The 16,399-nt window shown below is 55.9% G+C and carries 15 protein-coding genes; 12 read left to right on the top strand and 3 right to left on the bottom strand.

Translation table 11 applies throughout. The annotated features are described in order from the left end of the window. The first annotated feature begins 140 nt into the window (after positions 1 to 140). The 4 genes from J4859_RS08290 (at position 141) to J4859_RS08305 (ending at position 2,493) form a co-directional block, all read left to right on the top strand. The gene (locus tag J4859_RS08290; protein WP_212328898.1) at positions 141 to 710 is read left to right on the top strand and encodes a hypothetical protein; all 570 of its coding nucleotides are present in this window, start codon (positions 141 to 143) and stop codon (positions 708 to 710) included. 54 nt (positions 711 to 764) lie between these two features. Beyond that, on the top strand, positions 765 to 1,019 hold the full coding sequence (locus J4859_RS08295) for a hypothetical protein (protein WP_212328900.1): 255 nt from the start codon (positions 765 to 767) through the stop codon (positions 1,017 to 1,019). Beyond that, a complete protein-coding gene (locus tag J4859_RS08300) occupies positions 988 to 1,212 on the top strand; it encodes a hypothetical protein (RefSeq protein ID WP_212328902.1) in 225 nt (74 codons plus the stop codon). Before J4859_RS08295 ends, J4859_RS08300 begins: the two co-directional genes overlap by 32 nt. Positions 1,213 to 1,662: 450 nt before the next feature. Continuing rightward, the gene (locus J4859_RS08305) at positions 1,663 to 2,493 is read left to right on the top strand and encodes an RNA methyltransferase (RefSeq protein WP_212328904.1); all 831 of its coding nucleotides are present in this window, start codon (positions 1,663 to 1,665) and stop codon (positions 2,491 to 2,493) included. A 61-nt stretch (positions 2,494 to 2,554) separates the two neighbouring features. On the opposite strand, the gene ftsH is transcribed toward J4859_RS08305, so the two are convergent. Beyond that, positions 2,555 to 4,444: an ATP-dependent zinc metalloprotease FtsH gene (gene ftsH, locus J4859_RS08310; RefSeq protein WP_212328907.1), complete on the bottom strand. Its 1,890-nt coding sequence runs from the start codon at positions 4,442 to 4,444 to the stop codon at positions 2,555 to 2,557. Positions 4,445 to 4,607: 163 nt separating this feature from the next. After that, the gene (locus J4859_RS08315) at positions 4,608 to 6,509 is read right to left on the bottom strand and encodes a fructose-1,6-bisphosphatase (RefSeq protein WP_212328909.1); all 1,902 of its coding nucleotides are present in this window, start codon (positions 6,507 to 6,509) and stop codon (positions 4,608 to 4,610) included. Between the two features lie 220 nt (positions 6,510 to 6,729). On the opposite strand from J4859_RS08315, the gene J4859_RS16925 reads away from it, so the two are divergent. The 3 genes from J4859_RS16925 to J4859_RS08325 all read left to right on the top strand — a co-directional run bounded on the left by J4859_RS16925 (position 6,730) and on the right by J4859_RS08325 (position 7,885). Further along, positions 6,730 to 6,864 carry a hypothetical protein gene (locus J4859_RS16925; RefSeq protein ID WP_256436694.1) on the top strand — a complete coding sequence of 45 codons (135 nt, stop codon included), beginning with the start codon at positions 6,730 to 6,732 and terminating at the stop codon, positions 6,862 to 6,864. Between the two features lie 443 nt (positions 6,865 to 7,307). Continuing rightward, complete coding sequence (locus J4859_RS08320) at positions 7,308 to 7,511, top strand: hypothetical protein (RefSeq protein ID WP_212328911.1); 204 nt, start codon at positions 7,308 to 7,310, stop codon at positions 7,509 to 7,511. 218 nt (positions 7,512 to 7,729) lie between these two features. Then, positions 7,730 to 7,885, top strand: a complete 156-nt coding sequence (locus J4859_RS08325) for a hypothetical protein (RefSeq protein WP_212328913.1) — start codon at positions 7,730 to 7,732, stop codon at positions 7,883 to 7,885. An 85-nt stretch (positions 7,886 to 7,970) separates the two neighbouring features. Here the strand turns inward: J4859_RS08325 and J4859_RS08330 are convergent, their stop codons facing one another. Further along, entirely contained in the window at positions 7,971 to 8,477 is a 507-nt protein-coding gene (locus J4859_RS08330; protein WP_212328914.1) for a hypothetical protein, read from the bottom strand. Positions 8,478 to 8,978: 501 nt separating this feature from the next. Here J4859_RS08330 and ileS point away from each other — a divergent pair. The 5 genes from ileS (at position 8,979) to J4859_RS08355 (ending at position 16,337) form a co-directional block, all read left to right on the top strand. Next, positions 8,979 to 11,798, top strand: coding sequence for an isoleucine--tRNA ligase (ileS, locus tag J4859_RS08335; protein WP_212328952.1), 2,820 nt, complete (start codon positions 8,979 to 8,981; stop codon positions 11,796 to 11,798). 90 nt (positions 11,799 to 11,888) lie between these two features. Then, entirely contained in the window at positions 11,889 to 12,374 is a 486-nt protein-coding gene (lspA, locus tag J4859_RS08340; RefSeq protein WP_212328954.1) for a signal peptidase II, read from the top strand. Further along, the gene (locus J4859_RS08345; RefSeq protein ID WP_212328957.1) at positions 12,364 to 13,383 is read left to right on the top strand and encodes an RluA family pseudouridine synthase; all 1,020 of its coding nucleotides are present in this window, start codon (positions 12,364 to 12,366) and stop codon (positions 13,381 to 13,383) included. Before lspA ends, J4859_RS08345 begins: the two co-directional genes overlap by 11 nt. Positions 13,384 to 13,438: 55 nt before the next feature. Further along, entirely contained in the window at positions 13,439 to 14,725 is a 1,287-nt protein-coding gene (locus J4859_RS08350) for a glycosyltransferase family 2 protein (protein WP_212335224.1), read from the top strand. A gap of 97 nt (positions 14,726 to 14,822) precedes the next feature. Further along, positions 14,823 to 16,337 (top strand): IMP dehydrogenase, encoded by a 1,515-nt coding sequence (locus tag J4859_RS08355; protein ID WP_212328959.1) that lies wholly within the window; start codon positions 14,823 to 14,825, stop codon positions 16,335 to 16,337. Positions 16,338 to 16,399: the final 62 nt, after the last annotated feature.

Raw genomic sequence — 16,399 nt, forward strand, 5'->3', positions numbered from 1 at the left:
CTGTTGCTTCGTGTGGCAGTTTTTTATGGTGGCGGATTAGCATTTCGAGTGCAACAGGATAGTCTCGCTCTACAGAGACGTGGTGCACTCTGGAAGGCTACGATGTTGGTTGTCTCAATCAACGTCGAAAGCTGGAAGGAATGTGCCACTATAAGCATCTCAAGCCCACAGGAGAGGGACTGCATAGCCAAGCTGTGTGGCAGAAGGGATACTCTATCGGATGCATCGCACACAAGATCGGCGAAGACAGATCCAGCGGCTGCCACAAGATCGCTAGGACCGCACGGCACAAACGCTTTAGCGCCTGCGCGGGCCAGATGTGCCGCCATCTGCGCAGGAAGGGGAAGAGGGTACGCAGCAAGAGGCCTAAGACCAAAGGCAAGGTCGAGATCTCACACAGCGTAAAGGATAGGCCCAAGCAGGCAGATGTAGGCTCGTACCTTGGCGGCTGGGCAGACGATACGCTCGTGGCAGCAGGGCCTGTATGCCTGCTTGCGCTTGCAGGCAGAGCGTCCAGGCTCCTCGCCGCGAGAAGATGCCACCACGACAGCGTCGATGTCTTGAAGCTCGAACTTTCGCTGGGCCGCCCTCTTAAGACAATCACCCCCCCGAGCGGGGCAAGCAGTTCGCAAGGCATGGTGAAGGTCACGAAAGCCTTGGGGGCGTGCAGTTCTTCTTCTGCGAGCCGCACCACCTATGGCAGAAGCTGACCGTGGAGAACACCGACGGCCTCATCCGCGAGTTCCTCTCGAGGGGGACGGACTGTGGCAGGGCAGCAGACGAGGAAGCCCGAGCGGCAGGGAAGGTATCTGGGCGCAGATACGTTCAAACTGCACGGCGGGCACTGCTGCGCCATTGTGATCATCGACCTTAAGATGGGACATGTGCTGTGGCTTGTCCATTCGAAGGGAAAGGAGGTTGTCTATGCCTTCTGCGACCACGCCAGCAAGGAGTGGATGTTTGCATGTGGAGGCCATAACCTGCGACATGAACGCCGACTTCGAGCGCGCCTCCCTTAAGAGATGCCCGCACATCGTCTACGAGTACTTCCACCTCGTGAAGAACTTCAATGAGAAGGTGATCTCGGATGTCAGAAAGGACGAGCAGGCAAGGCTTAAGGGACGAGGGCGACGGCGAGGCTGCCAGGGCCCTCAAGCACTCCAAGTACATCCTCATGTCCTGCGCGGACACCAGGGACAGAGAAGAGCGTGACGCCCTCGAGGGCAGGCTCGTCTCCAGGGGAAGCGCCCCTTCGGCAGGGAGGAGGTTGTGCAGAAGGGCGACTCCCAAGGGCCTCATATCCAAAAAATGAGCTGCCCTCCGCCTGCGACAATCGCCGATGAGATGCTCTTTGAGGCCTACTTGTGCACGCGGGAGCAGGACATGCGTGCAGCGATGGAGCGGATCGTGGAGGTCTGCCTCGACACGCAAGACAGGCACTTCGCTAGAAAGGGATTGCCGCCCCTGCCCGCCGCTATATCAGCAGCGACAGGGTCGAAGGCACCAACCAGATGATCAAGACGCTCCCGGAGGGCAGGCTAGGGATATCCCGACGACGAATACTTCTTCCTCAAGATATCCGATTGTCAGCAGGCGCTATTCGAGGACTGCCGGCAATGCTAGGCTATGAGAGATGGAACTGAGAACAGAGATAAGGGATTTATGGCATTGGTTAGGATGACCGATCTGACGGATCAACGGCTGAATCCCTATCTCAAGCTCACCGACCATCAGCTCCGCAATGCGCTGGAGTCTGAGAGGGGCATCTGCATCTGCGAATCTGAGGTTGCGATCAGGGTAGCGCTCGCAGAGGGTGTACAGCCCTTGTCGTTACTTGTAGAAGAGCAGCGCCTTGAGGGCATTCAGGACCTGCTGGCTGTGTGGCCAAAGGATGTAGATGTTCTGGTGTTGTCAGAAGGTACCTCAGAGCAGGTATGTGGTTATAAGCTCTACCGTGGGGTGCTGAGTGCGATGAGGAGACCGGAACCTTTGAACATCACACAGCTCCTGGATAAAGTTACAGACAAACTGGGGAACATACGCCTCGCTGTGATGGACAACCTGGTTGATGTCTCAAACGTGGGGGCTCTCTTCCGCAGTGCGGCAGCTCTGGGGATCGACGGGATCATTGTAGCGCCGACTTGTGCAGACCCGCTCAACCGACGATCAATCCGTGTGTCAGTAGGTACCGTGTTTCAGGTGCCTTGGGCACGGGCAGGCGATAACTACCCCCAGGGACTGATCAAGGAGCTCAAAACGGATGACGTCACACTGGTGAGCATGGCGCTGAGTGACTCAGCGATCTCACTCAGGGATCCTCAGCTGAAACAGCACAAGCGAGAAGCAATTTTCTTCGGGAACGAGCGCTTCGGGCTCTCACAAGAGATCCTGAAGGCCTCTGACTACCTCGTTGAGATCCCGATGGAGCACGGGGTCGATTCACTCAATGTCGCGGCGAGCAGCGCGGTCACCTTCTGGGAACTGTGCCAATAGATGCAAAACAAGCCCCTTCGTACGAAGGGGCTTGTCAAACGTTCGTAGGTTGTACCTGACTTTATGACTGTGGATTGGCCGCTGCCACGCTCTTCGGAGCGAAGCCATCGTCGCGGGTGAACATAGCCATGAACTCCTTGCCTGTGATGGTCTCCTTCTTCTGTAGGTAGCGCGCAATTTCATGGAGCTTGAAGCGGTTCTCCTGCAGCGTCTTGAGGGCGCTCTGATGGCCCTGCTCGACGATCTTCTGCACGAGCTCGTCGACCTTCTCCTGTGTTCCCTCAGAGCAGACCAACTCTTCGCCGCCGCCAAGGTAGCGGTTGGTCTGACGGCCAAGTTGGACCATGCCGAGATCGTTGGTCATACCGTACTGGGTGACCATGGCGCGAGCGATCTGGGTCGCCTTCTCAATATCGTTGGAGGCGCCGTTGGTCATATCGTGGAAGATGAGCTCCTCCGCCGCACGGCCACCGCAGAGCACTGCGATCTGCTCCTCCATTTCCTTACGGGTCATCAGGTAGTGCTCGCCTTGGTCAACCTGCATCGTGAAGCCCAAGGCACCAGAGGTACGCGGTACGATCGTGATCTTCTCGACCGGAGCGTCCTTACGCTGCACAGCGCCGACGATTGCGTGGCCGACCTCATGGTAGGAAACGACCTGTTTCTCGTGTTCGGAGAGGACGGTGCTCTTCCGCTTTTCGCCGGCGATAACCACATCGACGGACTCTTGGATATCGTCCTGAGAGACGCGGCTGCGACCTATACGAACGGCACGCAGGGCTGCCTCGTTGATGATGTTAGCGAGGTCAGCGCCGGAGGCACCTGGGGTGGAACGAGCGATAACGCCGAGGTCGATGCCCGGCTCCATCTTCACGTCGTTTGCATGGAGCTTGAGGATTGCCTTACGGCCGGCGAGGTCCGGCAGCTCGACGTGGATTCTGCGGTCGAAACGGCCTGGGCGAAGCAGTGCCGGGTCCAGGATCTCCGGGCGGTTGGTGGCGGCCAAAACGACGATGCCCTTTTGGTTATCAAAGCCATCCATCTCGGAAAGCAGCTGGTTCAATGTCTGCTCGCGCTCATCGTTGGAGTTGATGGAGCTGTCACGGCGTTTGCCGATTGCATCGATCTCATCGATAAAGACGATGCAGGGGGCCTTCTTTTTGGCCTCTTTGAAGAGGTCACGCACCCTTGCAGCGCCGCGGCCGACGAACATCTCGACGAACTCAGAGCCGGAGATCTGGAAGAAGGTGACGCCTGCCTCGCCAGCGACAGCGCGGGCGAGCAAGGTTTTACCGGTTCCCGGAGGGCCTACGAGCAGCGCACCACGCGGGCAGCGTGCTCCGATCGCGGCGTACTTCTGTGGGTGGCGCAGGAAGTCGACGATCTCCTGCAGGGATTCCTTCGCCTCATCCTGGCCGGCGACGTCCTTGAAGGTGGTGTGGACCTCTTGGCCTTTGACCTCACGCGCAGAGGAGCGCGAAAGGTTTCCACCGCCGAAGCCCCCCGAGCCGCTAAGGTCCATCGTGTCGCCCATCGATTTGCGCAGCCGTCGATTCAAGAGCCAGCCGAAGAAGAAGATGAGGGCGAGTGGGATGATGTAGCTCAGCAGCATGTACGTCATCAGATTCGAATTCTCATTCGGAATGCTGGCGGACATATCCACGTTGTGGTCCTGCAGGCGCTGCACCAAGGTAGAGTCGTCTGGGAATGCTGTAGCCTGATAGGTGATGTTGTTTTTGCCGACAAACGTGATCTCATTGTTTGAGGTATCGATCTGCGCCTTTGAGACCTGGTTGTCGTCCACCATATTCAGGAACTGTGAATAGCTGACGCTTTGGGTCTCCTGATAGCCTGCCGGGTGAATGTAGGAATTCAGGGCAAACAGGAGCGCAATTGCGATGATCAGATATAAGATCACCGATTGCCGCGGCCTCTTATCGTTGTCTTCCATATTGTTCTCCCTCGTTAACATATGTGGAGATGTAGTTATACTAAAGCCTATGCCTTAAGCCTACCCCATAGGCATACACTACAGACAGGCTATTTTTCAAAACAGCCTGCCAACACTCCATATAGAGTGTACAGAGAATTGTTCGCGTGATCAGGTACCACCGCTAGTTTGTGGGATGCTCCACGATCACGCCGGTCCTATAGGCGTCCAAAAGCGCCCGTAGATCAGCAATCTGTTGTCGCAGCTCTGTTCCGGTATCGGTGTCCTTGATCAGCAGCGGCTTTTCCTCGTATTCGAACTTGTCATTGTCTGAGACGATGTCCTCGTTCAAATCCAAGACGTCTTTAATGCTGGTAAAAGGACGGTGTGCCTTGATGCGCATGCCGGTCGCCTCCGCAATCAGGGTGTAGCCTGCGATGCCGGTCTTGCTGTGGTAAGCGCGGCAGAAGCCACCGTCGATAACGAGGACTTTGCCTCCGGCACGGATCGGGCTTTCCCCGGAGCTTGCGTGGACCGGGGTGTGGCCGTTGATAATGTGGGAGTGGGGATCGGTGAGGCCGAATTCCCTCAGCACTTTGTCGGCGATCTCAGGGTTGTCGATCAGGCTGAAGTAGGGGTCGCGTGGTTCTTTCCAGGTGGACTTGTCAAGCACGTAGGTACGCTCAAAGGTCCTGACCTCACGGCCGGAGAGGGGCGAGAAACGCCCACACCACAGGTACCACATCCAGTCGAGTGAGATCTGGTCGTGGGTGTGCCAAGCGGTGCGCGCAACACGCTCCGCGTAGTCGAAGTACTCTTTGCCCGCCAGGAGCTTGTCCTGGTGGCGCACCGGGTTGAAGCTTCCGTCCTTCTTCATGGGCAGACAGGCGTGGAAGAGCACGTTTCTGTTGTGGACCAGATACATCGAGCCATGGTCGTAGAGGAAGCCGATGTCGCGCTGTAGACGCTCGGAGTTGCGGGCAGCCTCCACGAGGTTGTCCATCACATGAGACTCCTCGTCGGTGAGCTCATAGGGCTGCATGGGGTCCACGGTGGGAAAGTCGGTGGTTCTGAGCTCGTACTCCTTGCCCTGGATTGTCACGGTGCCCTTCTTCAGATCCATCTTATCCAACAGCAGACGACCGTCCATCTGCCAGTTAGGGTGACGCAGGATCGTCTGGCCTTCCAGCTTGAACATGATGACCGAGATGGCTTTCTCAAAGGGTGTAAGCTTCTCACCCTCCTTATAGGTGCGCTCCGCAAAGAGGGCCAGCTCACGCAGGGAGATTCCATAGGAGTTCTCCACAATCTCCAGTGAGTCATAGTGGATGTTATTGCGGATGATCGCCGCTAAGCAGACCGGGGAGCCGCAGGCTGCCCCCATCCAGAGAATATCATGGTTGCCCCATTGGATATCGACACGGTGGTAGTGCATGAGGCGCTCAATGATGCGATCGGCGTGGGGGCCGCGGTCGTAGATGTCGCCTACGACGTGGAGGCGGTCCACTGCCAGACGCTTGATCAGAGCGGAGAGGGAACTGATAAAGTCATCAGCGGAGCCGGTATCGATGATGGATTTGATGATCGACTGGTGATAGGTCTGCCGAGATTTGCGCTCTTCAGGGGTGTAATGCAGAAGCTCGTCGATAATGTAGGCGTAGGCGACAGGTATCGCCTTCCTGACCTTTGAGCGGGTGTAGTTGCCGGAGAGGTAGCGGGCTAAGCGTACCAGGCGGGTCAGGGTGATCGCATACCACTCTGAGGTCGTCTTGCCAGCATCATGGAGGCGGCGCAGCTTTTCGGTCGGATAGTAGATGAGGGTGCAGAGGTCCTGCTGCTCCTCACGGGTGAGCTCCATCGCGAAGGTCTTCCTGACGCGTTCGCGGATGACGCCGGAGCAGTTGTTCAGGATGTGCTCGAAGGCCTCGTATTCGCCGTGGATGTCGCTGACGTAGTGCTCGGTAGCCTTTGGCAGGTTGAGGATCGCTTCGAGGTTGATGATTTCAGTGAAGGCGGTCTGTGCAGTGGGGAACTTCTCTGAGAGCAGCTCCAGGTAGCGCTTGTCCGCTTTTTGGATTTCTTGCATGAGTGGTCTTTTCTTTGCTCATCAGACTTTATAAAAGATGTTGAGTCTATTTTCACACTGCAACTATAGACCCATGCAGGGGCGTTCTGTGAATGGAGGAAATACACACAGAGTCCTTAAGCGGTGGTGTAATGTGGCTGTCGGTTTTGAGATACGGATTTGACCGTCCATCTAAACCTTGCGAAGATGTGTCTGGAAGACACGGATTGTAAGAGTGGCAATGTCAAAGATGACAAGGAAGACCTACAGCCCGCAGTTCAAGATGAAGGTGGCGCTTGAGGTCGAAAAGGAGCAGGAGACGCTCTCCCCGGTAGCAGCGAAGCACGGCGAGAGTCCGTCGCTAGCGGCCAGCTGAAAAGACGAGCTGCTGGCGGGCTCCGACGACATATTCGGCAAGGCAAGAACGGAGTGCGCAAGCAAGGAGCAGGCGAAGGTATGACGATGCCCTCGAGACGATCGGGCAGCTTTAGCGTTAAGTGCGACTTCCTCTAGCAGTTTTGCGACGACAACGCATATAGCTCCAAGGCGTAAGGCAGCTGCAGGTAAGCTTTTGGGCATGAGCAGGGCCATAGCATAGCGGCGACATCGCCAGAGGTCCCGCAGAGGGGTCTATGGAGGATGGGCAGATCTGGTTGGGCGAGGACGAGAGGCTTCCCCGCACTGATCGATGCCATACACATCGACTGCCCCGCCCTATGGGGCAAGGAAGATATAGAGGATGCTGCGAAAGCAAGGAGAGGCACATGCCACCCGCTACAGGGTGTCTTAAGGCTGATGGAGCTTGCAGGCATCCAGCCCATGCTGTACGCTGCCGTCTCCTCCGGTACCCTCCTGGGCATCCAGAAGGTTCCCCTATCTCTTGAAGGGCAAGGCATCCTGTTCCCCAACCAGGTGTGGTCCGCCGACATCCGCCTATGTCCAGATCGAAGGGAAGCACCTTGTATCTTAAGCTCGCTCATCGACTGGTTTAGCCGCTACATCGTCTGCTGGAAGGCTCTTTGACACCATGCAGAGCACAGGAGATCGCTACACGCGCCAAGCAGGCTTTCAGGGAGCATGGGAACACCCTTTACCATGAACTTCGAGCAGGGGAGTGCTTTTGGCTCTAAGGAGTACGTCTTTCTGCTCGCATCCAAAGGGATATCCCAGAGCATGGACGAAAGGGTGAGATAGAAGGACAACGCTTTGGTAGAGAGATGGTTTCAGACCCTCAAGAGCGAATGCCTAAAGGCAGACAAAATACAGCACGCCTGCCAGAGCTTAGGGATACCATCGCAAAGTTCGTTGAGTTCTACAACAGCAGGCGAATCTACCATACGCTTAGCTACGACATGTCGGAAGAATGGTACATGAGCGGCATAGCCGAGGCTGAATAGGCCTACAGAGGTGCCACTGCAAAAGCCAAGGATTCTGTCTCACGACTTCAGCCAATTCACTCACCCACAAGGGTGAGTGAGGAGTCTAAAACTTTTTCTTTTTGGCAGCCATCACAATGATGACTAAAAGAATACTGATGCCGACGCTGACCATGATATATACCCCATTATAAAATGAAAGGTACTGATTTAATAGCAGGGCCAACTTTCCTTCCGTATGCATGGTCTTCAGCCCTTTTAATAAAACTTTTTCAATACAGCAAGGGATGATCAATGCTGAAACGTAGAAGATTCCACTATATCTTTCTGGCGACATAATGAGATATACTGCACATGCAAGATACGGAATAACCGATAAACAAACTCCCAATATAGTGGTGTTCAAAAAGCCAAACGTAATAAAGATCACCCCAATAAGAAGATACATTAAAAGAATGATTATCCAGCCCATAAGCATTTTCTTGAGATGATTCTGTTCTGCGGTTGTTCCTTCCATACACACTCTCCTCTCTGGTAGCATTTTTTGATTTCTGGAAAAGATACAGTGAGCAGTGGAAAGCGCTTGCAGGAGATAGAGATTATCGATAATCATATCGGCTCTTTTGACAAGTCAAATATAACATTATGGCGTGGAAAAGCAGTACAGCCACAGAATAAACTGTACTGCTTACCATTGAATCGGAAGTGTCCTTATAAAAGCCTAGCATTCGTCTCGTTTGTTGTTTGTTAAGACCTGGTTGTGAGTTGTCCTGACCTGGTGCGGCGTGCTAGGATAAGCCACAGCAGCGATGAAGGAGACAAGTACGTCGCGTACCGGACGCACTGAGCGAGCAGGGACGGTGAGAGCCTGTGGCGGATCCGTGCGGCGGAAGATCACTCTAGAGCTTCGGGCTGAACAAACATACAGATTTAAGTAAGCCTCGACGGGATGGCCACCGTGATAGGCCAGCCGAGTAAGGCGGAATTCCGCTCGCTGGGTGGTTGAACAGGGCTTATTGTGTGTGCCTTGTCCCAGCAAGAGGGACGGGGCGCATTTTTTATGGTGCATCCCGGATCGAATGAGTAGGCATTGAGTGTGAAAGCGAGGTCAGGGATGGCAAACAAGTTCGGAAAAACCATGAATTTGCCCCATACCAAATTTCCGATGCGCGCAAGGCTCGCACAGAGAGAGCCAAAGCGCCTCAAAGATTGGGAAGCCAATGACGTCTTTGGTCAGCTCCTCAAGAAAAATGAAGGGCACGACAAGTTCGTGCTGCACGACGGGCCTCCGTACGCGAACGGCCCGATCCATCTGGGTCACGCACAGAACAAGATCTCCAAGGACATCATCAACCGTTACTGGTCAATGAAGGGCAAGCAAACCCCGTACGTCCCGGGTTGGGACTGCCACGGCCAGCCGATCGAGCACAAAGTCGAGGAGCAGCTCGGAACCGACAAGTTCAACTCCCTCTCCACTGAGAAGATCCGTGAGATCTGCCGTGAGATGGCAGTCGAGCAGGTCGACACGCAGCGTCAGGGTTTCAAGCGCCTGGGCGTGTTGGCGATGTGGGACAAACCGTACCTCACCTATACGCACAACTACGACGCAACCGATGTGGAGATCTTCAAGAGGATTTACGACAAGGGCGCTATCTACCGCGGCCGCAAGCCGGTGCACTGGTGCACCCACTGCCATACCGCACTCGCTGAGGCGGAGATCGAATACAGCGACGAGGTTTCACCCGCAATCTTTGTCCGCTTTAAGATGACCACCGTACCAAAGGGGCTGGAAGCCTATAAGGACAACCTGTGGGTCGACATCTGGACCACAACGCCGTGGACCCTGCCGGCAGACGACTGCGTCATCCTACACCCGAAGGCGAACTACGTGGCGGTCGTCGTCGACGGACGTACCGAGATCATGGCGGAGGCGCTCTATCAGAAGTGCACCGAGAAGTTCGGCTACGCCGACTACACGCTCGCGAGGACCCCTGACGGCGAGGTTTGGAGAGCCACCGGCAAGGAGCTCGTCCACAACAAGTACTTACAGCCGATCTTCGCGGATCAGGGTGTCGAGGGCGAGTTCATCTATGCGGATTACGTTACGCTTGAAGACGGCACCGGTATCGTCCACTCCGCGCCTGGTCACGGTGTCGACGACTACAATGCTGGCATGCGCTTCAATATCCCGGTCGTGATGCCGGTCGACGACGACGGTGTGTTCTACAAGGGCACGGCCTTAGGTACCGGCGGCCCTTTCTCCGGTATGGAAGTCAATGCTGCGAACCCGAAGATCATCGAGTGGCTCGACAAGCGCGGTACATTGATCCTGCACGAGGACATCACGCACAGCTATCCACACTGCTGGAGATGCAAGAAGCCGGTCATCTTCCGCGCAACCGATCAGTGGTTTGTCTCGATGGATGACACCGGACTGCGCAAGCAGGCCTTGGAGGCGCTCAAGAACGTCGAGTTCTACCCCACGCACTCCGTCAAACGCATCACCGCAATGGTGCAGGATAGACCGGATTGGTGCATCTCCCGTCAGCGTAAGTGGGGCGTGCCCATCCCGGCCTTCACCTGCCAGGACTGCGGTGAAACTGTAATTAACGACGACACTCTCGACAAGGTAATCGAGCTCTTCAAGAAGAAGGGCTCCGACGCTTGGTTCACCGACGATCCGAAGGAATATCTCGGCGACGTCTGCGTCTGCCCGAAGTGTGGCGGCCACAACCTGAAGGCCAACTCCGACATTTTCGACGTCTGGTGGGACTCCGGCGTCTCGCATACCGCCGTGTGCAAGCATCGCCCATATTTGAAGTTCCCCGCGGATATGTACCTCGAGGGGTCAGATCAGCACCGTGGTTGGTTTATGAGCTCCCTTATGACCTCTGTGGGCGCCTACGGCGTGGCACCGTATAAGTCCGTGGTAACCCAGGGCTTCACGATGGATGGCAAGGGGCGCAAGATGTCTAAGTCCTTAGGGAACGTAATTGACCCGAACGAGGTCTGCAAGAGCCGCGGTGCGGACATCATCCGCCTGTGGGTCGCCTCAGTCGATACCTCGACCGACGTCCCCTGCGACGATCAGATCCTGGACCACGTGGGCGACGCCTACCGCAAGATCAGAAACACCTTCCGCTTCCTGTTGGGTGAGCTCGACGGCCAGTTCGATATGGATATCGATGGCCTCCCGCTCGACCAGCTCACAGCGTATGACAAGCTGACCCTGGCCCACATGTGCGAGGTGCACGATAAGGTGGACGAGGCGTACCAGAACTACCGCTTCAATGTGGTATATCGCTACCTCTACGAGTTTGTGACGGAGCTCTCCAACGGCTATCTGAATGCCACGAAGGACCGTATGTACTGCGGCTCAAAGGATTCTCTAGAGCGCAGAAGCGCGCAGACCACCTGGGCGTACCTCTTGAGTATGCTCGTGCATGACTTCCAACCGATCCTAGTTTATACGACCGACGAGATGACGGCGTACATGCCAGCATGCTGTAGGGACGACCAGGAATATGCTGCGCTATTCGATTGGTTCAACAATCCGATGGCCAAAGAGCAGTACGAGAGCTTGCTACCCACCTACGAGGCACTCAGCGAGGCCCGCAACACCTTCACCAAGGCCTACGAGAAGGCTCAGGAAGCAGGTACGATTCCGGAAAAGACCACCCAGGCTTCCCGTGCAGAGCTGACCGCTCCGAAGGAGCTCTTTGAGCTCTTGAACGGTGAGCACGGCTGCGATCTGGCGGAGCCCTTCGTGTGCTCTGAGGCCACCTTGAAGCAGGGCGACGAGCTTTCCTGCGACGTCCTGCCTGCGCACGGTGAGCGCTGCCCGCGCTGCTGGAACTACCGTGAGCTCGGCGAGGACGGGCTGTGCCCACGCTGCCATGAGGCGGTCGAGAAAGTACAGCAGGGTCAGGCGTAGATGGATTCACGTCTGACACAGCGTTTAAGATGATCAAAGCGGCCGTGTCTGGTGGCATGGCCGCTTATTTTGAGAAAAGGGAGGCAGAAGATGGTGGCAACGCTCAAGCGGGGGAAGCGTGTAGCGCTGTTCTGTGTCATCGCGGTCGCGATTGTGATAGCTGACCAGCTTGCAAAGGTATGGATCCGCGCCCAGCTGCCCCGCGTAGGTGACACCGCTCCGCTAATCCCGGGGATCATCAGGCTCCAGCGCGTCGAGAATACCGGCGCCGCCTTCTCTTTCGGAGAGGGGAGCGGCTGGGTCTTTGTAGCGGTCGCCCTGGCAGTGTGTATCGTGGCGCTCGTGTGGATTGTACGCAGCAACCTCGAAGTCCCCTTGGCCATCTCGCTTGCCGCGGTCACAGGTGGCGGTTTCTCCAACATGCTCGACCGGATCTATCAGGGCTCCGTTACGGACTTCTTTGCGATAGTCTTCATGAAGTTCCCGGTGTTTAATGTTGCGGACATATTTGTTACGGTGGGAGTGATCGCAACATTGATCTGTATATTTGCAGGCGAGGGCGACAATGCAGACTAAGGTAGTTTCATATCTGGTGGGACCTCAAGGCGATCGGCAGCGCCTAGATACTTTCTTAGCCGCCCGGGAGGAGATGCCTTCCCGCAGTGCCTGCGCCTACCTGATTGAGCATGGAAATGTCACGATCAACGACACCTTAGCTGACAGTAAGAGCGAACGCGTCGCCTTGGGAGACCGGATTCAAGCTCGCCTGATTGTGAAGGACGAAGGAGCCGGACCGTTGGCGGCCAATCCGAACATCCCACTCGATATCCGCTTTGAAGACCAGTATCTGATTGTGCTCTCCAAACAGGCGGGGCTCGTCTGCCATCCTGCGCCCGGCCACACCAATGACACCCTCGCCAATGCGCTTGTGGAGCACTGTGGCTATGACCACCTGGGGAAGCTGCAGGGGGAGGACCGGCCCGGCATCGTCCACCGGCTCGATAAAGATACCTCCGGCCTCATGGTCGCTGCCAAAGATGATGCGACACAGAAAGCGCTTCAAGATTTGATACGGCTGCGCGTGCTTGACCGACGCTATGTGACGTTGGTACAGGGCTACGTGGCACCCAACTCCGGGACTATCCAGACCGGCATCACCCGTTCAAAACGTGACCGGCTGAAGATGGCAGTGAGTGAGGCTCCGAGTGCACGGCAGGCGATTACGACCTTCACGACGCTGGAACGCTTTGAGGCAGGGCCACGCGATGAAGGATATTCGCTGCTTGAGTGTCACCTCTACACCGGCAGGACCCATCAGATCAGAGTGCACATGTGCTACATCGGGCATCCGGTCGTGGGAGATCCGCTCTACGGGCACGGGTCTGAGGCGGTCAACCTGGGGCTGACAAGGCAGTTTCTTCACTCCTGGTACATCAAGTTCGACCACCCTGTCACGGGACAAACTATAGAGTTAGCTGATCGGTTGCCCCAAGATCTGTTGGATGTATTAGAATCATTGAAATGCACCTCAATGGGAAGGACCCGACGCGGCGAGGAGATCATTCCGCGATTAAGGGTGCATTGAGCGTTTCACGCAGCCGAAAGGCAGAATCGCGAGAGGGGAAATATCAGTGTATTTCATGAGAGTAGGCTTAACGCCAATCGTCATCTTCAACGTGATCATTTTCCTCTTCTACACCATTTGCTATTTCTATCAGGGAGTCTATCTCTTCTATGGACTGCGGCACGGGAACGTGACACTCCCGAAAGCCAAAAAACAGCACACCTTTGCCTACGTGATCGCGGCGCACAATGAGGAGCCCGTCATCGGAAATCTCGTGCACTCGATTCTTAGTCAAGACTATCCCCAAGATAAAATGGATGTCTACGTGGTGGCGGATGCCTGTACTGACAACACCTACAGAGAAGCAATCGATGCCGGGGCTATCACTTGGGAGCGCAACGACCTGGTCCGTAAAGGCAAGAGCTGGGTCTTGGATTACGCCTTTAACCGCATCCTCAATGAGACCGGGGACAAGTACGACGGCTTTTTCGTATTCGATGCGGACAACATCGTCTCCCCGAACTATACCTCGATCATGAACGATGGGTTTGACCAGGGCTATCTGGTACTCACGAGCTACCGCAACTCGAAGAACTTCGACTCTTCCTGGGTCAGTTCCGCCTATACGACCTGGTTTCTGCGTGAGGCAAAGTTTTTGAATAATGTCCGTATGATGCTCGGTACGAGCGCCGCAATCTCCGGTTCCGGCTGGTTGGTATCCCGCTCGATCGTCGAAGGCATGCACGGCTGGGATTTCCACCTGCTCACCGAGGACATTCAGTTCTCCACCTTCTGCGCGTCGAACAACATCCAGATCGGCTATGCGCCGGCGGAGTTCTTCGACGAGCAGCCGGTGACCTTCAAGGCTTCCTGGATTCAGCGTATGCGCTGGACGAAAGGCTTCTACCAAGTCTTCTTCAGCTATGTGCGCGATCTGATGCACGGCATCCACAGAAAGCAGTTCGCCGCGTATGACATGATGATGACAATCGCGCCGGGCATGATCCTGACGCTTGTCTCCGCCTTCGTGAACCTGACTTATCTCATTGTCGGAGGACTGTCACACGGTTTCTTAGCGACGCAGGGTGAGCTTTTGATGTGCGCCGGGTCGCTGATCATGACGTTCGGATCGATGTATGTGGTCTTCTTTATCCTTGCAATCATCACGACAGTCTCCGAACGCAAGCACATCCACTGCCGTAAGGACCGCCGGTGGAGGATCTTCACGAACTTCTTCACCTTCCCGATCTTTATGATAAGCTACATCCCCATTACCGTGGTAGCCCTCTTCAAGAAGGTCGAGTGGGTGCCGACGAAACATGATATCTCCGTCAGTTTCCAGGATGTTATGAATGAAGGTTAGCTTCGCGAACCGTTTCCTTTGAGGCGTCGGCTCGAGGCGCCACGATCTATTCCAACCGATATAGGCTCAAACAACAAAGATTGGGGACCAAAACTACATGGCGACGTTTTTCCCGGGCGAATCCCATACGTTTTCTGAGTATCTGCTGATACCAAGCTACTCTTCTTCGAAGTGCATTCCCGACAATGTCTCGCTGAAGACACCGCTGGTGAAATTCAAGAGGGGCGAGGAACCTGCGCTCACGCTCAATATCCCCATGGTATCCGCAATTATGCAATCCGTCTCGGGTCCCCGTCTGGCCATTGCATTGGCCCAGCAGGGCGGCATGAGCTTTATCTACGGCTCCCAGAGCGTTGAGGCCGAGGCGGCGATGGTCACTCAGGTCAAGAGTTACAAGGCAGGCTTCGTTGAGTCTGACTCCACGCTCACCCCGGACATGACGCTGCAGCAGGTGATGGATTTGAAAAAGAAGACCGGCCACTCCTGCATGCCGGTGACCGAGGATGGCACCCCGCACGGCAAGCTCCTGGGTATCGTGACCTCCCGTGACTACCGTCCGTCCCGTGACGACCGTTCCAAGAAGGTCCATGAGTTCATGACACCGTTCGATCAGATGATCGTGGCGTCGCAGGACACAACCTTGAAGACCGCCAACGATAGCATCTGGGAGCACAAGCTGAACCAGCTCCCAATCGTCGATGAGAGCCAGCATCTGGTCTCCCTGGTCTTCCGTAAGGACTATGACTCCCACAAATCTAACCCTGACGAGCTCCTTGATCCTCAGAAGCGCTACATGGTCGGTGCTGGCATCAATACCCGTGACTACGCAGAGCGCGTTCCGGTGCTCGTGAATGCCGGGGCAGACTGTCTGTGCATCGACTCCTCTGAGGGCTTCAGTGAGTGGCAAAAGCTCACCCTTGAGTGGATCCGCAAGCACTACGGTGACTCTGTGAAGGTCGGTGCCGGCAACGTCGTCGACGCAGATGGCTTTAGGTTCCTCGCAGACTGCGGCGCGGACTTCGTAAAGGTCGGCATCGGCGGCGGCTCCATCTGCATCACCCGTGAGCAAAAGGGCATCGGTCGTGGCCAGGCATCAGCCTTGATCGATGTATGCGAGGCGCGTGACCAGTACTACAAGGAGACCGGCGTCTACGTGCCGGTGTGCTCCGACGGCGGCATCGTCTACGACTACCACATGGCGTTGGCGCTTGCGATGGGTGCTGACTTCATGATGCTCGGTCGCTACTTTGCCCGCTTCGACGAGTCCCCGACCCGCCGTGTCAACGTGAATGGTTCCTACATGAAGGAGTACTGGGGCGAGGGTTCTGCGCGTGCCCGCAACTGGCAGCGCTACGACCTCGGCGGCGAGAAGAAGCTCTCATTCGTTGAGGGCGTCGACTCCTATGTCCCATATGCAGGACCGTTGAAGGAAAACGTTGAGGCGTCTTTGTTGAAAGTTCGCGCCACGATGTGCAACTGCGGCGCGCTCGATCTCAAAGAGCTACGCGATAAGGCTAAACTAACCTTAGTCAGTGCAACCTCGCTCGTCGAAGGTGGCGCTCACGACGTTGTGCTCAAAGATCAAGACCACGATGTGAACTTCCGCTCATAGAAGTATGTCGCTGACAAGTAAACGAGATCTTTGAAGCAAGCCCCACGGTTTGTGGGGCTGCT

Source organism: Atopobium sp. oral taxon 416 (assembly GCF_018128285.1).
GTDB lineage: Bacteria > Actinomycetota > Coriobacteriia > Coriobacteriales > Atopobiaceae > Olsenella_L.